The sequence below is a fragment of the Antrihabitans spumae genome (assembly GCF_043944905.1).
GTDB lineage: Bacteria > Actinomycetota > Actinomycetes > Mycobacteriales > Mycobacteriaceae > Antrihabitans > Antrihabitans spumae.
In genome coordinates, this window is record NZ_JBIMSN010000052.1 from 66010 (window position 1) to 83976 (window position 17967).

At 61.6% G+C, this 17967-nt stretch carries 15 protein-coding genes and 1 pseudogene; 12 read left to right on the forward strand and 4 right to left on the reverse strand.

Annotation, left to right across the window (positions count from 1 at the left end; genetic code table 11):
• Positions 1-36: 36 nt before the first annotated feature.
• The 3 genes from ACHIRB_RS12230 (at position 37) to ACHIRB_RS12240 (ending at position 4217) form a co-directional block, all read left to right on the forward strand.
• Complete coding sequence (locus ACHIRB_RS12230) at positions 37-744, forward strand: ABC transporter substrate-binding protein (RefSeq protein ID WP_395123990.1); 708 nt, start codon at positions 37-39, stop codon at positions 742-744.
• 436 nt (positions 745-1180) lie between these two features.
• Entirely contained in the window at positions 1181-3526 is a 2346-nt protein-coding gene (locus ACHIRB_RS12235; protein ID WP_395127696.1) for a putative bifunctional diguanylate cyclase/phosphodiesterase, read from the forward strand.
• Between the two features lie 37 nt (positions 3527-3563).
• Positions 3564-4217: a TetR/AcrR family transcriptional regulator gene (locus ACHIRB_RS12240; protein WP_395123992.1), complete on the forward strand. Its 654-nt coding sequence runs from the start codon at positions 3564-3566 to the stop codon at positions 4215-4217.
• 37 nt (positions 4218-4254) lie between these two features.
• On the opposite strand, the gene ACHIRB_RS12245 is transcribed toward ACHIRB_RS12240, so the two are convergent.
• Positions 4255-4650 (reverse strand): hypothetical protein, encoded by a 396-nt coding sequence (locus tag ACHIRB_RS12245; protein WP_395123993.1) that lies wholly within the window; start codon positions 4648-4650, stop codon positions 4255-4257.
• 113 nt (positions 4651-4763) lie between these two features.
• Between ACHIRB_RS12245 and ACHIRB_RS12250 the strand changes: the two genes are divergently transcribed.
• From ACHIRB_RS12250 to ACHIRB_RS12285, 8 genes are all read left to right on the forward strand, one after another.
• A complete protein-coding gene (locus tag ACHIRB_RS12250) occupies positions 4764-5735 on the forward strand; it encodes an esterase/lipase family protein (protein ID WP_395123994.1) in 972 nt (323 codons plus the stop codon).
• A 60-nt stretch (positions 5736-5795) separates the two neighbouring features.
• The gene (locus ACHIRB_RS12255) at positions 5796-6506 is read left to right on the forward strand and encodes a TetR/AcrR family transcriptional regulator (protein WP_395123995.1); all 711 of its coding nucleotides are present in this window, start codon (positions 5796-5798) and stop codon (positions 6504-6506) included.
• Between the two features lie 181 nt (positions 6507-6687).
• Positions 6688-7551 (forward strand): metal-dependent hydrolase, encoded by an 864-nt coding sequence (locus ACHIRB_RS12260; protein WP_395123996.1) that lies wholly within the window; start codon positions 6688-6690, stop codon positions 7549-7551.
• Positions 7552-7579: 28 nt separating this feature from the next.
• Positions 7580-8476 carry a metal-dependent hydrolase gene (locus tag ACHIRB_RS12265; protein ID WP_395123997.1) on the forward strand — a complete coding sequence of 299 codons (897 nt, stop codon included), beginning with the start codon at positions 7580-7582 and terminating at the stop codon, positions 8474-8476.
• Positions 8477-8499: 23 nt separating this feature from the next.
• Positions 8500-10077 (forward strand): flavin-containing monooxygenase, encoded by a 1578-nt coding sequence (locus ACHIRB_RS12270; protein ID WP_395123999.1) that lies wholly within the window; start codon positions 8500-8502, stop codon positions 10075-10077.
• Positions 10074-11018 carry an SDR family NAD(P)-dependent oxidoreductase gene (locus ACHIRB_RS12275; protein WP_395124000.1) on the forward strand — a complete coding sequence of 315 codons (945 nt, stop codon included), beginning with the start codon at positions 10074-10076 and terminating at the stop codon, positions 11016-11018. Before ACHIRB_RS12270 ends, ACHIRB_RS12275 begins: the two co-directional genes overlap by 4 nt.
• Positions 11015-11929 carry an alpha/beta fold hydrolase gene (locus ACHIRB_RS12280; RefSeq protein ID WP_395124001.1) on the forward strand — a complete coding sequence of 305 codons (915 nt, stop codon included), beginning with the start codon at positions 11015-11017 and terminating at the stop codon, positions 11927-11929. The genes ACHIRB_RS12275 and ACHIRB_RS12280 overlap by 4 nt, the downstream gene beginning before the upstream one ends.
• Positions 11926-12993: a 2Fe-2S iron-sulfur cluster-binding protein gene (locus ACHIRB_RS12285; RefSeq protein ID WP_395124002.1), complete on the forward strand. Its 1068-nt coding sequence runs from the start codon at positions 11926-11928 to the stop codon at positions 12991-12993. The genes ACHIRB_RS12280 and ACHIRB_RS12285 overlap by 4 nt, the downstream gene beginning before the upstream one ends.
• Before the next feature lie 66 nt (positions 12994-13059).
• On the opposite strand, the gene ACHIRB_RS12290 is transcribed toward ACHIRB_RS12285, so the two are convergent.
• Both ACHIRB_RS12290 and ACHIRB_RS12295 read right to left on the reverse strand, forming a co-directional pair.
• On the reverse strand, positions 13060-14871 hold the full coding sequence (locus tag ACHIRB_RS12290) for an SDR family oxidoreductase (RefSeq protein ID WP_395124003.1): 1812 nt from the start codon (positions 14869-14871) through the stop codon (positions 13060-13062).
• A gap of 104 nt (positions 14872-14975) precedes the next feature.
• Positions 14976-16610, reverse strand: a pseudogene (locus ACHIRB_RS12295) (AMP-binding protein).
• Positions 16611-16978: 368 nt separating this feature from the next.
• Between ACHIRB_RS12295 and ACHIRB_RS12300 the strand changes: the two are divergent.
• Complete coding sequence (locus tag ACHIRB_RS12300; protein ID WP_395124004.1) at positions 16979-17377, forward strand: hypothetical protein; 399 nt, start codon at positions 16979-16981, stop codon at positions 17375-17377.
• Positions 17378-17385: 8 nt separating this feature from the next.
• Here the strand turns inward: ACHIRB_RS12300 and ACHIRB_RS12305 are convergent, their stop codons facing one another.
• A complete protein-coding gene (locus tag ACHIRB_RS12305) occupies positions 17386-17958 on the reverse strand; it encodes a hypothetical protein (protein ID WP_395124005.1) in 573 nt (190 codons plus the stop codon).
• Positions 17959-17967: the final 9 nt, after the last annotated feature.

Here is a 17967-nt window from a genome sequence, read left to right on the forward strand (position 1 = left end):
TATTCGGATGAATCGCCGGGATAGGCAGGAGTAGCTATGGCAGCTTTGCCACCCCTTCGCATCGGCGCTGCGCTGCCCGATCCGCCGTTCGAGTTGTATGTCGACGGCACCGCAACGGGATTCGATATCGAATTCACTCGAGCGATTGCACGGGTCCTCGGTCGGGCGTGGGAATTGGTCCCCTACAAGGGAACCGATTTCAACGGCATCTTCGCAATGCTCGACGACGGCGTGGTCGACTGCATTGCATCGGGAACGACCGTCACCCCAGGGCGACGTGAGATGGCCGACTTCTGTTCTGCCTATTTCCAGTCAGGTCAATCCATTGCCGTCGACACCGAGCGATTGCCACACGTGCGAGGCATCGACGATCTCGACGGTCTCACGATCGGTGTTCAGCAAGGCAATACAAGCCAGCCGATCGCTGACGCGCTTGTCGCCAAGGGGCGCGCGGCCGCAGTCCGTGCTTACGACTACCACGACATCGACAAGGCGCTCGATGATCTGTCCTCCGGCGGGTGCGACGTTGTGATGAAGCTTGCGCCCGTGCTCACCTGGTTGGTACGAGACCGACCGAAGGTCGAAGTGGTGCAACGCGACATCTCCCACGAGGAGATCGCGATCGCTGTTCGGAAGGGCGACGACCGCCTACGCGGCCTTATCGACGACGCGCAACGTGCCTTGGCCGCTGACGAAACCCTTGCTCGACTCGCCGAGCAATGGCTGGACCCGCGGCCGACATAGGCGTCGAGGCACGAGGCAGCCGGCGCGCTGTGGTGCCACTCACAGGCGAGATTTCGTTCAATGTGCAACGATTCGATATTGTCTACAAACTCGCTGACACCCCGGTCGGCTAAGTTCGTGTTGAGGGAAAGTCGAGAACCCCGTGACGAATGCCCGCAGTCGGACGGCGGGCTGCCGGTGTTGATATGACCTGGCCACGCGCAGCTTTTGGTATCGCGCTCGTGTGCGCTGTTGCGTCGCTCGTGCGACCGCAGAGCCTGGACTTCCTACTGGTAGCAACCGCCTTCTGTGCTGCGATCGCATGTGTGCTCGGCTCGACGAGGCAGGTTGCGGTTGCTCGATGTGGCTGGCTTCTGATCGGGTTCGGTCAACTCTGCAACGGGGTCGGGAATCTGTGGGTCCTTTCGGATCCGAACTCGTGGTTTGTCGGTTCCGAATGGACCACCAGCATCGTTTTCAACGTTGCAACTCTCGTAACAGTCCTCGGATTGACGGCGTTGGTGCTGCCGCAGGACTCGATGGAAAGCTCGCGGAGGTATGTCTGGACCTGCTCGCGATCACGGGTTGCGCGTTTGTCATCGGGGTTCAGTGGGACATAGTTCGGTTCTTCGGAGAAGGCGGGAACGAGACGACTTCCGCATTCGGGTTGATGGGATTTCTCGCCGTCGTTGTGGACTGGGTTGGGCTTGCCGTTGCCGCGATCGTCTGGGGGAGAAAGCCGTTCGGTCAGGTGGCGGGTCGATATGTAGCCGCGGGACTCTTTCTGGCGATGCTCGGCGACTCGCGGGTCCTCGGCTGGGCTGTCGACGTGTCCGATTCGGTTGCCGCCTACCTATGGGTGTCGTCGTCGCTGCTGATCCTCATCGGTGGGGTGTGCATCACCTCAAAACCGGAGACTGTGCGACCGCTCGACGACGGTCACGTCGTTCGGATCGCGACAGTGCTCGAGATCGTCACCGTGTGCGCGGTGATATTCGGTGGCGCAACCTCGCCGGGGACTCGAATAGTTCTTGCGATCGTTCTGCTCGTCATCACCGCGCGCCAGTGGCGGGTCGTTCGAGCGAACCTGTGGCTGCATCGCCAGATAGAAGCGAGCGAACGGCATTTCCGCGCGCTCGTCGACAGCACGGGCGACGTGATCGTGCGCGTCGGTCCGTCCGGTCTCGTCGAGTATGCGAGCCCTGCGGCACGGCGAGTACTCCTGCGGAATCCCTCGTCGATGAACGGACGCCGAATCGACGAGTTCGTACACGACCTACATGACACGGATGTGCTGGGGTGGCTGACGAGTCCGAGTCGAACGGCGTCGGATCATCTGTCGTTTCTGGCGGCCAGGTCAGACGGGACAACTGTCCATATCGAGGCAAGTTGGGCACGGCTCAGCAACGGCTACATGCTTGCGTTGCGTGATGTCGACGACCAGATACTTATGCGCACGCAACTCGAATTCGCCGCCCGCACCGACAGTTTGACTGGTTTGGCGAATCGCGCCTATTTCGAGGCGGAACTCGGAAAGAGGCTGCTGACGTGCGGAGCGGCGACGGTGATGTTCTGCGACCTGGATCGGTTCAAATCGGTCAACGATATGAACGGACACTCGGTCGGCGACGCACTGTTGGTCGAGGTCGCGAAACGTCTCAGCGGAGCAGTCGACGACGCACTGATAGCGCGCTTCGGTGGTGACGAGTTCACCGTCATGCTGCAAGCAGGCCTGAGTCGATCCAGGGCAATGGCCGCCGCCGAACGTATCAAGGCGGCGGTGGCGGGCCTGTACGACCTCGGCAGTATGGCGTTTGCAGTCAGCATGACAGTGGGCATCACAGTGGAGCAGGAAGGTTCGGTCGACGAGGTACTGCGTTGTGCAGATATTGCGCTCGCAGCCGCCAAGGTTGCGGAGCGCGGGTCGATCGCAGAGTTCGAAACGGCCATGTACGAGACCGCGATCCATCGGATTCATATGGACAAGCGTTTTCGGTCGGCGTTCGCAGCGAGGGAACTGTCGTTGGTCTATCAGCCGATCGTCGACTCCGTGGGCGGTGCGGTTGTGGCAGCCGAGGCGCTGCTCCGCTGGCTGGACGAGGACGGGAACCCCATCCTCTCCGCGCCGGAGATCGTAGATCTTGCCGAATCCTTCGGCACAATGGCCGAACTCGGCGACTGGGTGATGCGCACCGCCTTCGCGCAAGCCGTGACGTGGGCCGAACTTGGTTGGCCGATCCGAGTTTCCGTGAACGTGTCCAGTCAACAGATCACAGATGCGGCATTCGCGGTTCGTGTGACGAAGGCACTACTCGATACGAAACTAGATCCGACCCAGGTGGTCCTCGAGATCACCGAAGATGCATTTCTCGAGGGCAACGATGCAGTGCTGGCGTCGTTGGAGACACTGCGTGGTTCGGGTGTTCGGTTCGCCATCGACGATTTCGGGACGGGCTATTCGAATCTCGGATACCTCAATCGCTTACCGATCTACGGCATCAAGCTCGACCGGACTTTCGTTGCTGGCCTTGGCGAACGACCCGAGCAGGAGCCGATTGTTCGAGCAGTGGTCGGACTTGCGCACGAACTCGGCATGGTCATCTGCGCCGAAGGCGTCGAACGCATCGACGAGCTGCAGGTGTTGCAGGAATTGGGTGTGCACTTCGTGCAGGGCCATCTCACGGGATATCCATTGCAACCGAACGAGTTCCACGATCTACTTCGTCGTGGTCCCTACGACATGAGACCTGCGAACTCGGCCGACAGCCTTCGGCAATCAGGGTTATCGGATCGGGCTACCTGAGGATGCGTTCTTGGCCGGCGTCGGTACGATCGTCCTCGTGCCAACTTCTGAGTCCAACGCGGCGGAACGTCGCGTCTACGGTGGACGTTCCGCTGCCGAACGTGGCGACGAGCGGCGCCGTAGATTGGTGGACGCAGCACTCGAATTGTTTGGCACCAAGGGCTTTTCGGCTACATCGATCGAGCAGCTTTGCTCCACCGCGAATGTCTCTACCCGCAGCTTCTACGAGGACATCGGGAGTCGCGAGAAATTGCTCATCGCGCTGGTCGAAGATCTGACTTCCAAGGCGACCGAATCCAGTCTCGAAGCTTTGGCGGCGACTCAGGGCGAACCGATGTCGATCAGGATCAGCCACGCCTTCCGCGCCTACCTCGCGGTGACGTGCCGCGATAGGCGTTCTGCGCGGGTCTGCTACGTCGAGGTCGTCGGGGTGAGCCCCGTTGTCGAAGAGTGGCGCAGGGGGTGGCGTGAGCGTATTGCCGCAGTGGTCGTGTACGAGGCGACCAGTGCCGTTGAACGCGGTGAGGCCAAGGACAGGGAGTATCGCCTGTTCGCGATAGCAGTGATCGGTGCAGTGAACTCCTTGGCACAGGAACTCGCACTTGCCGATGAAATTGCCGGAGCAGCAGTGACACTCGACGATATTTGCGAAGAAATCACACACATGGTCACGGCGGGTCTCACCGTCTGAAGCAACCGATTCGGTTGGGCGAGGCCAGCCTTGACCTTCAGGCCGAGGTCACGGTCGGCGACACCGCGAACTTCCGAACCATTGTTATCGCAGTATCGACGTAGCGTTCGCGTTCGGATGCCGTGACGTCTCCGCGTACACCGCGGAGGAGTCCACCGATCGCATAGCCCGTCAGGATGTGGGCTACGGAGTCCGCGTCGAGGTCGGGATCGAGGATGCCGTCTGAGAGTCCACGTTGGACGAACATGGAGAGCGTGACTGTGAAGCCGTCCAGCAGGCCGAGCATTCGGGCAGTGATCGCCTCGTCGATCGTGCCGTTGCGAACCACGACGGTGGTCAGGTCGGGATTTGCATCGAGTAGTTCGTAAAGATTGTTTGCGGCGGTACGCAGGAAGCGCTCGTAGTCTGCATCAACCGAATTACCGGCTGACACATCAGTCAGATAATGTCGGTGGACCCGGAAGCGATCCGCTCTGGAAACGATGTCTTGTTGTAAACAAGGCATCGTGTTGTAATCGGACTTCACAAAGAAGTGAAGGAGTTGCTGTGCCGGGGTTCAGCTCTGCAGGTATCGGACGGTTCGCGACCGTACTCTTGGTCGCGATGTCGTGGCTCGTCGTTTCGGCAGCCGGGGCGTCTGCGAAACCTCTGCCCGCGTCCGATCCGCTGCCCGTTCCGTACGGGAACGGCTACGCCTTCGGAACGGTCGCAATCAACGACTGGAACGGGAAGGTGCCAGGCGCCGACGACTACGAATGCACGCCGTCGGAAGCGCATCCGAATCCCGTCGTTCTGGTTGGTTCGACCTTCCTGTCTGCTGCGGTGAACTGGACAGCATTGGCGCCGTACCTCTACAACCAGGGCTATTGCGTCTACACGATCAATTACGGACGCAAGATCTACAACGTGCCGCCGGGGATCATCGGCCTCGACCCAGTGGCCAGTTCCGCTCGTGAGGTTGCCGATCTCGTCGCACGGGTGCGACAGGCAACAGGCGCCGCGAGGATCGACATGGTCGGTCATTCGCAGGGTGGTTTGGTGTCGCGGTACTTCATCGAACAACTCGGCGGCGCTGACATCCTCGACAAGATGGTGTTGCTCTCCTCGCCGTACAAGGCGACCGGCCTGCCCGTGGACGTCGCCGCAATTGCACGAAACACCATCCCGCAGAGTGTGTTCGACGTGATCGAAAACAACGGCGTCGTTCCGCCCATCCCGTTCAATTTCATCAACCCCTACGCACTCGGTCTCGCGACCGACCATCTCACCCCATCGATCACGTACACGCAGATCACCGACATCGCCGACGAGGTCGGTCTCTACGGTGGACTGACTCCGCCGGCAGGAGCGACCAACGCAAGCATCGAGTACATCAACCAGGCTTGCCCCACCGACTTCTCGCAGCACTTTGCGCAGCCGTACTCACCGACGGCCGTCGCGATGATCGGGAACGCTTTGGGGACAGCCGAGCAGCGCCAGCCTGTTCCGTGCACGTTCGTGCCGCTGTACGCGCTCTGATTGTCCGTGGCCGCTCGACACCGTCTTCGGATGGACTGCGTGTGAACTAGAGTGCGACGAGTGGCGAAGGACAGTACTTCCGCGCGAGGGCGCCTACCCGAATTGAAGGGTGACGCCCGGACGGACCGATGGCGCGAACATCGGGCCGGCGTGAAGGCTGATCTGATCGAGTCGACCTTGCGTGCCATCGACGAGTTCGGGCCGGACCTGTCCATCGATGACATCATCGGCACCGCTGGAATTCCGCGCCCAAAGTTGTATCGCTTCTTTCGTGACAAGGAAGAATTGTTCGAAGGCGTCAGCGAACGGGTTCAGGAACTGGTGCTGGAACGGTTGACGCCGCACCTGGTTGTTGCCGGAGCCGCCCTCGAAGCAGTTCGATCTGGCCTTCGCGCCTATGTCGATCTGGTCGTTGAACGGCCGAATGTGTTTCGCTTCGTGGTCAATTCGCAGTTTTCCGGCTCCCATTCGGCGACGGATTTGCTGGAGCGTGGGATGGCGCCGGCGGATGCAACCGTCGCCATGCTCGGCTCCATCATCCGGATGCGGGGCGGAAACGGTGACAACATGGAGTACTTGGTCGATGCGATACTCGGCGCCGTGGCGCTGAGCGTGCTCCGCTGGTTGAATACGCCGACCATCGAGAAGGATGCTCTCGTCGACGAGTTGACTGTCATCGTGTGGGGCGCACTGTCTGCATCGGCCGCATCCCGCGGTGTCGTTCTCGATCCCGACGAGGAACTCTCCGTCGTACCGAATCTCTTTGACTGACAGAGCGTTCCGGCTCGCTTGAGTTGGCCGGTCCGCTCGGTCGTAGTCTCCGCGTCCGTTCTGAGCCGCGCGCGTAAACCTCTAGGTCTCGAGCACTTGCCAAACCTTCACTGTGGACTTAGCCTCGTTTAGTACGAACTCGTAGTACTAGATACTTACTGTTCGAGGAAAGGCCACGTTCATGGTGACAACGTCGACACCGCCTGCTGCCTACCCGAAGACGAGGCGAATTCGCTTTCGTTTTGGCGAGGAAAGTGCGGCCGCCAAGTACTTCGTCAACAACGATCCGGTGTTCAACCACTTCGTGGCCGGACTTTCGGCATCGTTCCCGCCAGGGGAGGAGTCGTTCATCCGCTCTGTCCGACGGTTTGCCGATCAGATCACCGACCCGGTGTTGAAGAAGCGGGTCGCAGGGTTCATCGGGCAGGAAGCGATGCACGGACAGGAGCATCGCCGCCTGAACCAGCAACTCGTCGAGTTGGGCTACCCGATCGAATGGTTCGACCGAGACTCGGTGAAGCAGAGGCAGATTCGGTTCGAGGATCGCATCCCGGACCGGCTGCATCTGGCGATGACCGCTGCCGCGGAGCATTACACTGCCGTTCTCGCCGAGCGCGTGCTGTCCAATGACGAGGTCCAGGCAATTCCAGGCGAACCGGAAATGTGGAATCTGCTGAATTGGCACGCCTTGGAGGAACTGGAACACAAGTCGGTGGCGTTCGACGTGTACCGAGCAGTCGGCGGATCCGAGCGAATGCGTATCGCAGTGATGGCGGCTGTGCTCGCGCTGACGATTCCGCTCACATTCACCTCTTTGACGGTGTCGCTTGCACGGGACCCGTATGCCCGTCGCAGTCCCGTAAGACGGGCACGGGAGGCGTACGCGTTGTTCCGCGGCCCGATGTTCAAAGGCCTGATGCCAGAACTGGCCAAGTACCTTCGCCGCGGCTTCCACCCGGACGATATCGAATCCAACGAACTGCTCGAGCGCTGGCAGAAGGAACTCTTCGGCACCGAGGGTGTCCTCGTCGATCACCTCAAATAGATTCCATCGCTACAACTTAGGAATAGTCATGGTTTCACACCACAACGGAGTGGTTTCGACCGAACATGTCCAGTCCCGCCCGTACCCGAAGGTGCGACGAATGAGATTCCGGTTCGGTCAACCCGAACCCATGCATCATCATTTCGTCGAAGGTCACATCGTCTGGAGTCACCTGGCCGCGATGCTGTCGGCCAGCTTTCCGCCCGGCGAGGAATCTTTCATCCGCTCGGTTCGACGGTTCTCCGATCAGGTCACCGACCCGGTGTTGAAGAAGCGGGTCGCCGGGTTCATCGGCCAGGAGGCGGTGCACGGCCACGAACACCGGCAACTCAACGAACAACTCGTCGAGGTCGGATATCCGATGGTTCGCCTCCTGATGTTCGGACCGGAGAGCAGGCGCCAGAAATGGTTGGTCCGAGGGGAGAACGTACTGCCGGGCTACGTTCACCTTGCGTTGACCGCCGCGGCCGAGCACTACACCGCGACTGTCGGGGAGCGATTGCTGTCGAGCGAAGAGCTGCAATCGATTCCGGGTGATCCCGAGACGTGGCATTTGCTGAACTGGCATGCCATGGAAGAGCTGGAGCACAAGTCCGTCGCGTTCGATGTCTATCGCGCGGTCGGTGGCCCGGAGTCGGTGCGCATCGGCGTCATGGCGTTTATGTACTTCTTCACCATCCCGTTCGTGTCGGCAGGGGTGTTGGCGTCGATATTGACCGATCCCAGCGCGTGGCGACCGATCACGGTCACTCGACAGGCTGTCGACGTCTATCGCGGGCCCTTGGTCCGCGGGTTGATGGCAGACCTGCGCAAATATCTGAAGCCGGGGTTCCATCCAGACGACATCGATACCAACGAGGTCCTCGAGAAGTGGCAACGGGAGCTGTTCGGTACCGACGGCGTCCTCCAAGATCGCGTCAAATAGGCCCTCGGGCAGGACGGAAACCCATGAGCACAACCACAGACGTCGAGCCTGCACCCACAGCGCAGCGACGCATCCCCGACTACGAAGTTGTCGTCATCGGCGCGGGATTCGGCGGTATCGGTACCGGCATCGCGTTGCAACGCCAGGGTATTCACGACTTCGTCATCCTCGACGAATGGGATCAGGTCGGCGGCACGTGGCACGCCAATACCTATCCCGGTGTCGCGGTGGACATCCCGTCGTTCATCTACAGCTTCTCCTTCGAGCAGCGTGGCAACTGGTCGCGTGTCTTCGCTCCAGGTAGCGAACTGAAGGACTATGCGGACGACGTCGTCGACAAGTACGGGTTGCGAGACAAGTTGCGGCTGAACACAAATGTCACGTCCGCGGTGTACGACGAATACAACGGAGTCTGGCGGCTCGCGACCGACGGCGGCGGCGAGATCACCGGTCGCTACATCGCTATGGCGATCGGCGGCCTGGAGCGGCCGAAAATGCCGGCGATACCCGGACTCGACAGCTTCGGTGGCACGCTGATGCACACCGCGCTGTGTGATCACGACGTGGCGCTGGCCGGCAAACGGGTGGCGGTGATCGGAACCGGCGCCACATCGCTGCAATTGGTGCCTGCCATCGCCGACGAGGTCGGTCACCTCACCGTCTTCCAGCGGACTCCTATCTGGGTGTTCAAGAAGCGCGACGCCGAGGTCGGTTCCGTCGGCCGACAAATCATGGAGCGCAAACGAATTCGGTCGGCAGTCAGGCTCATCGGCACAGTCGCTACCGAGCTCGCTATGAGCGGAATGCTCACCGGACCGAGCTGGATGGTCGATTCGACGCGAAAGATGTTGGAGGGTCCGGCGCGGAAGTGGATGCGCAGCCAGGTCGACGATCCGGTCGTTCGCGAAAAGCTCATCCATACCTATGGGCTCGGCTGCAAGCGACCGTCGATGTCGAACGACTATCTGAAGACCTTCAACCGACCCGACGTCAGTTTGGTGACCGACTCGATCGACCGCATCACCGAAAACGGGGTGGTGACTGCCGACGGCGTCGAACACGAAACCGACGTCCTGATCTGCGCGACCGGTTTCAAGCTGTGGGAAAAAGGCGCGGTGCCACCGTTCCCCGTCGTCGGACGCGATGGCAAGGATCTCGAAGAATTCTGGGATACGAACAGATACCAGGCGTACCAGGGTGTTTCGATGCCGGGCTTCCCGAACATCTTCACGATCACGGGTCCGTACGGGTTCGTTCTCGGCTCGTACCTGTGGATGATCGAAGCGACAGCAGCGCATCTGAGCCGCGCGATCGCCGAGACGAAACGCCGCGGCGCGACGACGTGTGAAATTCGGCAGGACGTCCACGACGACTACTTCCAGAAATGCCTGAAGCGGCAGGAACGCAACTTTCTGTTCACGCCGACCTGCGCAGGGTCCAACACCTATTACATCGACGACAAGGGGGATTCGCCGTTCCGGCCGTCGACACACGGCGAAATGTACTGGGAAAACCGACATTACGACCTCGACGTATACCAGTACGGCGTCGCGGCCGCCGAATCGCTCGACCGCTCGGTGGCAGCCAAGGAGACGGTGTGAAGATCAATGGTTTGAGACCGACATTGGTAGTTGTGACCGGAGCGGGCAGTGGCATCGGTCGCGCGACCGCGATCAGGTTTGCCAAAAATGGCGCCCACGTGATCGTTTCCGATCTCGACCTCGATGCAGCGCTGGCAACGACCGCGATGATTCGGGCGCAGGGCCATACCGCGTCCGCGTCCAGGCTGGATGTCACCAAGCCGGACGAGTGGGAAACCTTCGCCAGAGACGTTCTTGCCGACCACGGCGTAGTGGACGTGTTGGTGAACAACGCGGGCATGCTGGTCGGCGGTGCATTCCTCGATCTCACGCCGGCCGACTGGGACCGTCAGCTCAGCGTCAACCTCATGGGTGTCGTCCACGGCTGCCGAGTATTCGGTTCGCAGATGATCGAGCGTGGCGAAGGCGGCCACATCGTGAACATCGCTTCGGCCGCGGCGTTCACACCCACTCCGGTCATGTCGCCGTACTCGGTGTCCAAAGCTGGCGTGAAAATGCTGACAGAGTGCCTACGACTCGAGTTCGGCCCCAAAGGCATCGGCGTCAGCGCCATCTGCCCCGGCGTAATCAATACCAACATCGGACAGAACTCGATCACGGTCGGTGTCGACAGCGAGCTCGTCGAACGCGGAAAACAGATCAGCAAGCAGATTCAGGAGTTCGCCGAGCGGCTTCCTTTCTCTCCCATGAGTCCCGATCTCGTTGCGCGGGCTGCTGTTCGAGCTGTTCGGTTCGACCTTGCCGTCGTTCCGGTTCGAACCGAAGCCTGGCTCGGCTACTTCATGCTCAGGATCGCGCCGGGAATCAACCGGCGTATTGCGCAACCCTTCTCGATCGAGACGATGGAGAAGGTGGGCACGCGCGTCTTGAATCGCTTCGCGTCGCCGCCCGACAAGCGCGAAGCCAAGCCGACGAGCGTGCCGATCGGAAGCAGCCGATGAGCAAGATAGCGCGGATCGCGCAGCGGACGGAGTATCGGTTTCCGCGTCCCGACGACGCGTGGCTCCATGTCACCGAATGGGGTTCGCCCCAACCTGATGTCACGATCGTCCTTGCCCACGGTTGGACGTTGTCGAGTCAGGGTTGGGAAGACGTTGCAGAACTTTTGATTGCGGCAGACCCGACCCTTCGTGTGATCGCATACGACCATCGTGGGCACGGTAAGTCAGCGAAAACGGTTGCATCGCTGGAGCTTCTGGCAGACGACCTCGCGGCTCTCGTCGATGCGGTCGTTCCGGTCGGACCGATCGTCTTCGGTGGACACTCGATGGGTGGCATGACGATGATGGCGCTCGCCGAGCGGCATCCACGGTTGGTTGCGGAGCGGGCGGTCGGGGTTGCATTCGTCTCTACCGCTGCGGGAAATCTGTTGGGGCAGTACCGAACTCTGCCGGGCTATCAACGCTTGGCGGCGGCGGTGCTCGCGATCTCGGCCCGGGTGAAGCTGCCGAGCAGGCCGCTGTTCCTTGCGCGGCAGGGAACACGACGCGGACTGTTCGGTGCCCGGCCCCGGCGACATGACATGGACCGGGCGGTTCTACAAGCGGCACAGGCGAATCCCCGTAGTGTCGCAGCGCTCGGCGGCTCGATTCTGGACCATGATCGACACTCCGTTCTCTCGGCGTTCGACGGTCTGGAAGTGGTGGTCATGACCGGCTCGCGAGACCGTCTGACGACAGTCGAGCACGCTCGCATCATCGGGCAGCACGTCGCGGGCAGCAGGGTATTGATCTTCCGCGATTCCGGACACTATCTGCCCTACGAGCGGCGCGAAGAAGTCACGGCACAGTTACTCGGGATGGCCACGAAAGCACGCGTAGCCGTGCCGGATTGGGCGGGAGCGGCAGGATGAATGCCCGTGCACATCAGGTCACCGTGTTCGAGGTGATCAAGGAGACCGCCGATGCCGTCACCCTCGTCCTCGATGTGCCCCAGGCTGTTCAGGCGAAGTTCATCTATTCACCCGGACAGTTTCTGACGCTGCGAATCCCGAGCGAGCAGGAGGGCCGCGGCGGGTCCGTCGCGCGGTGCTACTCGTTGTCCAGCAGTCCACACAGCGAAGACAGGCCGGCGGTCACCGTGAAACGCACGGCGGGCGGATACGCGTCCAACTGGATATGTGACAACGTCGCCGTCGACACCGTTCTCACCGTATTGGAACCGTCCGGCTCGTTCGTCCCACGTTCTCTCGATGCCGACGTATTGCTGTGTGCTGCGGGTAGCGGAATCACCCCGGTCGTGTCGATTGCGAAATCCATCTTGACGGCGGGGTCCGGCGACGTCGCGCTGTTCTATGCGAACCGTGACCGGGAGTCGGTGATCTTCGCCTGGGTGTTGGACGAGTTGGCGGCGAGCTTCCCAGGCAGGCTGACGATTGTCGACTGGATGGAAGAAGATCAGGGTCTGCCGGGAAGTGCGGACATCGCCGCGCTCGCTCGCCCCTTTGCCAACCGTGACGTATATATTTGCGGGCCAGCGGGTTTCACGGCTACCACGCGCACAGCTCTTGCGCAGTTGGCTGTCCCGCCATCGCGAATCCGCAACGAGGAGTACCGCTCGTTGGAGGTGGATCCGTTTGCCGAACCCGAGGTCAGGGTGGCGTCGTCACCCAAGGCCGGCCGCACCGCCGCACCCGGAGCTCACACCGCGACAATCGAATTCGAAGGCGAGACTTACGACATCGATTGGCCGAAGAACGAGCCGTTACTCGATGTGTTGCTCGCCAAGGGGCTCGACGTGCCGTACGTGTGCCGGGAGTCAGCCTGTGGGACGTGCGTGTGCTCGGTCCGCAGTGGACGAACTCGTATGTTGCTCAACGAATCTCTGATCGACGAGGAACTCGACCGCGGGTTGACGTTGGCGTGCCAGACCGTTCCGGAGGCTGATGGAGTGCACATCGCGTTCGATCAGGATTGAACCCAGCGAAATAGTGTTGGTTTCCTCCCGGAATCCGGGAGTAAACCAACACTATTTCCGTCTGTGCTAGCTGGTGATGTCGGTTCGCGTTGCAGCGAATCGTCCGATCGCGGGCATCAACCTACTTGCGTGGTACTGCAAATGCGCTTCGGGTGTGACCGGGACGATCGATTTGTTCTTCCGGACTGCCTTGACGATCTGCTTCGCGACCTTCTCGGGGCCGTACCTTCGCATCTTGTACAGGCGGTCGAAACGCTCTTGCTTCTTGGCTTCGTCCTCCTTCGAGACACCGGAGAAGGTCGTCGTAGCAACGATGTTCGTATGAACGATGCCGGGACAGATCGTGCTGACGCCGATATCGGCGGAAGCAAGTTCCGCACGGAGGCAGTCGGAGAACATAAAGACCGCAGACTTACTGGTCGAGTAGGCGGAGAAGCCCTGCTGAGGTGAATAGGCGGCCATGCTCGACAGGTTGACGATATGACCGCCGAGGCCGCGGGCGGCCATCTTGGAGCCGAAAGCTCTGCTGCCGTTGATAACTCCGTACAGGTTGATATCCAGCACGCGCTTGAATTCGGCGGCAGGAGTGTCGAAGAACTGGCCTGCCTGGCCGATGCCTGCGTTGTTGACGAGTATGTCGGGAACGCCGTGCCGCTCTATCACCTGGTCGGCGTGGGCGTTTACCGCCGTCTCGTCGGAGACATCGAGTTGGTAGGCATGGGCTGTCCCACCACCCTCGGCAATCAGCGCCGCGGTCTCCTTCGCTGACGCGAGGTTGATGTCGGACAGCACTACCTCGGCGCCGTCACGTGCGAATGCGAGCGCGGTCTCCCGGCCGATGCCGGAGCCGCCGCCGGTGATCACCAGCAACTGATCCTCGAACGCACGCCGCTGCCTACCCATCTCGGCACGTCGCAGGGCGCGAGCAGGCGTCTTGCCTGAGACGGCGTCGATCAGTTCGGTTGTCGCTGTTGCCAACAACTCCGGATGGGAGAAGGGGAGCCAATGCCCGCCCTTCACGACGCGGCGCCACACCGAGGCTGCCCACTTGAGCTCGTCGTCGTAGCCGGACTGTCGAACGGCTGGGTCGCGGGTGCCGATGATGACCTGGACGGGCACCGAGGTAAAGCGCTCACGTGGCTGGGCAAGCGCTGGAACGGCGTTGGCACGGTAGACGCGGAGGCCGCTTCCGATGTCGTCCTTGAACGTCGGGCCCAGATGAATATCGTCGAGCGGTGCACCTTCGGCCTGCGAAAGGCCTTGTCGCCAGCGTTGTTCGGACATACCAACGGCGAAGGCCGCTTTCGGAACTATGGGCAGCATAAAGAAGAACATGTAGCCGATGGAGCCGAGCTGAGCGAGCACGAGCCCCACGTTCTTAGGGGTGGGGCGGGCCAGCCTGTTGCGTGCCCATTTGCTCAGATGCTCGGCGTTCGGACCGGAGACCGACGTGAACGACGCAATCTTCGACTCGGCGCCGGACTCGCATACCGCCTCCCACATCGCGACGCTGCCCCAGTCGTGGGCCAGCACGTGCACCGGTTTGTCCGGGCTCACCGCATCGATCACCGCGAGGTAGTCCGATGCCATCGCCGAGAGGCTGAAGTCGCGAAAGCTTTTCGGGTTCGTGGATTCTCCGTGTCCCCGATTGTCGACGGACACAACGTGAAATCGCTCGATCAGGTGCGGGGTCACCCCGTCCCACAGGTGGTGCGAATCCGGCCAGCCGTGCAGTAGCAGAACGGTCTCACCGTCGAGATTGCCCTGCTCGAACACGGCAATGTCGATGTCGCCGTTGCGGACCGTCCGTTGGGTGATGCTGCCGGTGGCTTGCGGGGCCGGCGCCGATGCGAGCCCTGTTACCTGTTTGGAATACATACCTCGGAATGTACACGGAACCGTCGGTATTGGATACTACCTGTTTGAGATAGGCGGCTTCGCCGCTCGTGAGTCCTTTCGGCGCGCCTGACCTCCGAAAAGACTCACGAGGCGCGGGGAGCCACCAGGGCACGACGGAGCAACTTGCCCGTTGCGGTGCGGGGTAATTCGTCGACGAAGTGCACGTCCCTCGGCACCTCGAACCGTGCCAAGTTCTCCTTGACGTGACTGCGGACAGTGTCGGAGTCGAGGGTGTTCGAGCCGGCCCTGCGGACGACGTACGCTGCCAATCGCTGGCCGAATTCGTCGTCGGGCACGGCCACGACCGCGGCCTCGCTGACATCGGGGTGTGCGTAGAGAAGTTCCTCCACCTCGCCCGGGAACACGTTTTCGCCGCCGGAGACGATCATGTCGTCGTCCCTACCGTCGATGAACAACCGGCCACCGTGATCCCAGTGCCCGACATCGCCAGAGCTCAGTAGGCCGTCGATGCCTTTCTTGCCGCCGCCGCCGGAGTACTCCTCGAACGAAAGCATGCTCGCGACATAGATCGTGCCTTTGACGTTCGGTTCGGTCACGAGGTTGTCCTGCTCGTCGTAGAGCCGAACCTCGACGCTGGTCGGCGGCTTCCCTACAGTCCCTGGTGCGACCTTCCAATCGGCAGGTGTCGAGATGGCCGCGACGCCGACCTCGGTCGAACCGTAAAAGTTGTAGATCACGTCACCGAATGCGCGGGTTGCTTCGTCACCGAGCGCCGCGGGTAGGGCAGAACCGGCACTGAAGATGATCCGCAGAGCCGAAGTATCTTAGCGCGCAAGGACTTCGGGTCCGAGGTCGAGGATTCGTCGCAACATCGTCGGAACAACGACCAACGCGGTTGCGTGGTGGTGTGCGACGCCGGCGACAGTCGCCTCGGCATCGAAGCGTCGCCCAATCACGACGGTGCAGCCGAGCGAGAACGACATGATGAACTGCGTCAGTGCGGTGCCGTGGAACAGTGGAGCGGCAAGATAGGTGACGCCGTTGCGCCGCAGGGGAACTCGTTCGAGAAATTGTGCGGCAGCCAACGGCGACCTGACCTGGCGTGGCACACCGCGCGGCGTTCCCGTGGTGCCGCCGGTGAGCAACACGAAACCGCCTTGCGACGCCGGTGGTTCGAGGTCCGAGCTGTCGTTGGTGTCGATCAGGACCTCGACGGTCGTCGTCGGTTTATGGGTCGTATCGTCCTGCCACGCGAGCACACGCGTGATCGCGCCGGGCAGATCGCTGACAAGGTTGGTGGACTCCTGGTCGTAGACGATCGCCGTGACGCCCTCGCGGACAGCAACATCGGCGAGTTGTCGGGCGCTGAAGCCTGTGTTGAACAGCACGAGCTTGGCACCAACCTTCGCGGTCCCGAGCATGGTGTCGACCAGGCCGCGGTGGTCGCGGCTGAGCGACGCGACAACAGAGTCTCCTCCGACTCCGAGCCCGGACAGGCCGCGCGCCAACGCATTCGAACGCGCATCGAGCTCTGCGTACGTCAGCGGACCTGATTCGTCGATGAGGGCGACGGCATTCGGTGTGCGGTTCGCAGACGCTTTGGCCACGCCTGCGATCGCGCCGTAGTCGCGCATCGACTTCGATGCATTCGCAATGGTGCCGGGACGTTTGAGGTCGATCACTCCCGCGCGCTGCAGCACGCCGATGGAGTGCAGGTTGACACGTGCGGTGCGTGCGATGCGGCTGAGTGAAGTCAAGGTGGTGTCCTATGGTCGGCCCTATTTGATAATGTAGATTACCAGATAGTTCGGATTGCGAGAAGTGCCGAGGCTCTCGGACAAGATGGACAGATGGAAGAACTGGCCCGATACCAGGAGATCTACGCCGCGGTGGTTGTCTCGCGCGACGGTGACGAACTCGTGTTCTGGTCCGACTTCGACGACAACGGCAGATCGATCGTCTCGGAATCGCGAACGGCCATAGCTGATTACGTCGCCAAAGGTGATGGCCCGTGGCCCTGGTACGACCTGCGTGACCGACGATCGGGCGCCCTGCAGGTGTTCGCCGCGCTCGGCGTGACTCGCTCCTGGACCTCGGTGCCGACCCGGCCCGCGCAGTCACCGCAATGTTGGTGTGGTGGGCGGCGAACGTCCGTTGGGCCGGATACCGTGCCGCCGACGTCGTCGAGGTTGTCGAGCTGCTCCGGATCGGGGGAGCGGCGATCACCGACCGCGACCGCGAGCTTGCTACGCAGGCCGGTAACGCGAAAGTGGCCGCGGCGCTGCAGGGCTGGCAGGCTACGGGCTGGGAGGGTGGAGTCGCCGTCGGGTTCGCCGCGCTGCTCTACATCGGTCCGGTCTGGATCGCGCAGCTCGTGCTCACAGTGCTGGCGACAATCGACGACGCAGGCATCGCCGCGGGTTGGCTGTGGGCGTGGTTATTCGCCGCGCCAGCGATCGGAATCTCGCCTCCCGCTACAGGATTGGTCCGCCTGCTCCGCCGCGGTCGACCTGGCGTGGACTGACCTGACGCTCAGCTCTCCTTGGGGCCGTAATCGTCGACCAGCCACGTGCCGTCGATGTGGGCGACGGTGACCGATAGCAGATTCGGCACACTCGCAGGCTCAGGCTGCTGCACGTTCTGAGTCTTCTGCGTCGCGAAGACGGTCACGATGTAGCGATCGGTACCCGACGAGTCGACAGCCGTGGCTGCGATGCTGCCGGACGCGACAACCTGTGCCTCGGTCATGATCGCACTGAGGGTATCGCGGACCTGGGTATATCTGTCCTGCAACGTATTCGATGCATCCTGAGAGACGCCGGCGAAGAAGCCGTCGAGGTTCTTGTAGTCGTAGGTCAACGACCGCAACACGTAATCGTTCGCGAGTTGCGCTGCCGCGGCGCGGTCGGCCTGTTCCGCGGTGATGGCATTCAGGTCGTTGGAGGCCGCGTGCCACTTCCAGCCGAGGACCGCGACGATCGCGACCATTGCAATGGTGAACGCGACTGCGAGAGTCGTCGTCCTTCTACTGACGCGGGCTGGTTGGAGCGTTGGTTCATCGTCGGATTCGTCGGCGATCGTCGGATTCTCTTGTGTAACAGTCATTCGTCTCAC

Coding starts and splice junctions, on each gene's coding strand:
- ACHIRB_RS12230 (WP_395123990.1), top strand. CDS start 37: ATGGCAGCTTTGCCACCCCTTCGCATCGGCGCTGCGCTGCCCGATCCG.
- ACHIRB_RS12235 (WP_395127696.1), top strand. CDS start 1,181: ATGGACCACCAGCATCGTTTTCAACGTTGCAACTCTCGTAACAGTCCT.
- ACHIRB_RS12260 (WP_395123996.1), top strand. CDS start 6,688: ATGGTGACAACGTCGACACCGCCTGCTGCCTACCCGAAGACGAGGCGA.
- ACHIRB_RS12265 (WP_395123997.1), top strand. CDS start 7,580: ATGGTTTCACACCACAACGGAGTGGTTTCGACCGAACATGTCCAGTCC.
- ACHIRB_RS12270 (WP_395123999.1), top strand. CDS start 8,500: ATGAGCACAACCACAGACGTCGAGCCTGCACCCACAGCGCAGCGACGC.
- ACHIRB_RS12280 (WP_395124001.1), top strand. CDS start 11,015: ATGAGCAAGATAGCGCGGATCGCGCAGCGGACGGAGTATCGGTTTCCG.
- ACHIRB_RS12285 (WP_395124002.1), top strand. CDS start 11,926: ATGAATGCCCGTGCACATCAGGTCACCGTGTTCGAGGTGATCAAGGAG.
- ACHIRB_RS12290 (WP_395124003.1), bottom strand. CDS start 14,871: ATGTATTCCAAACAGGTAACAGGGCTCGCATCGGCGCCGGCCCCGCAA.
- ACHIRB_RS12300 (WP_395124004.1), top strand. CDS start 16,979: ATGTTGGTGTGGTGGGCGGCGAACGTCCGTTGGGCCGGATACCGTGCC.
- ACHIRB_RS12305 (WP_395124005.1), bottom strand. CDS start 17,958: ATGACTGTTACACAAGAGAATCCGACGATCGCCGACGAATCCGACGAT.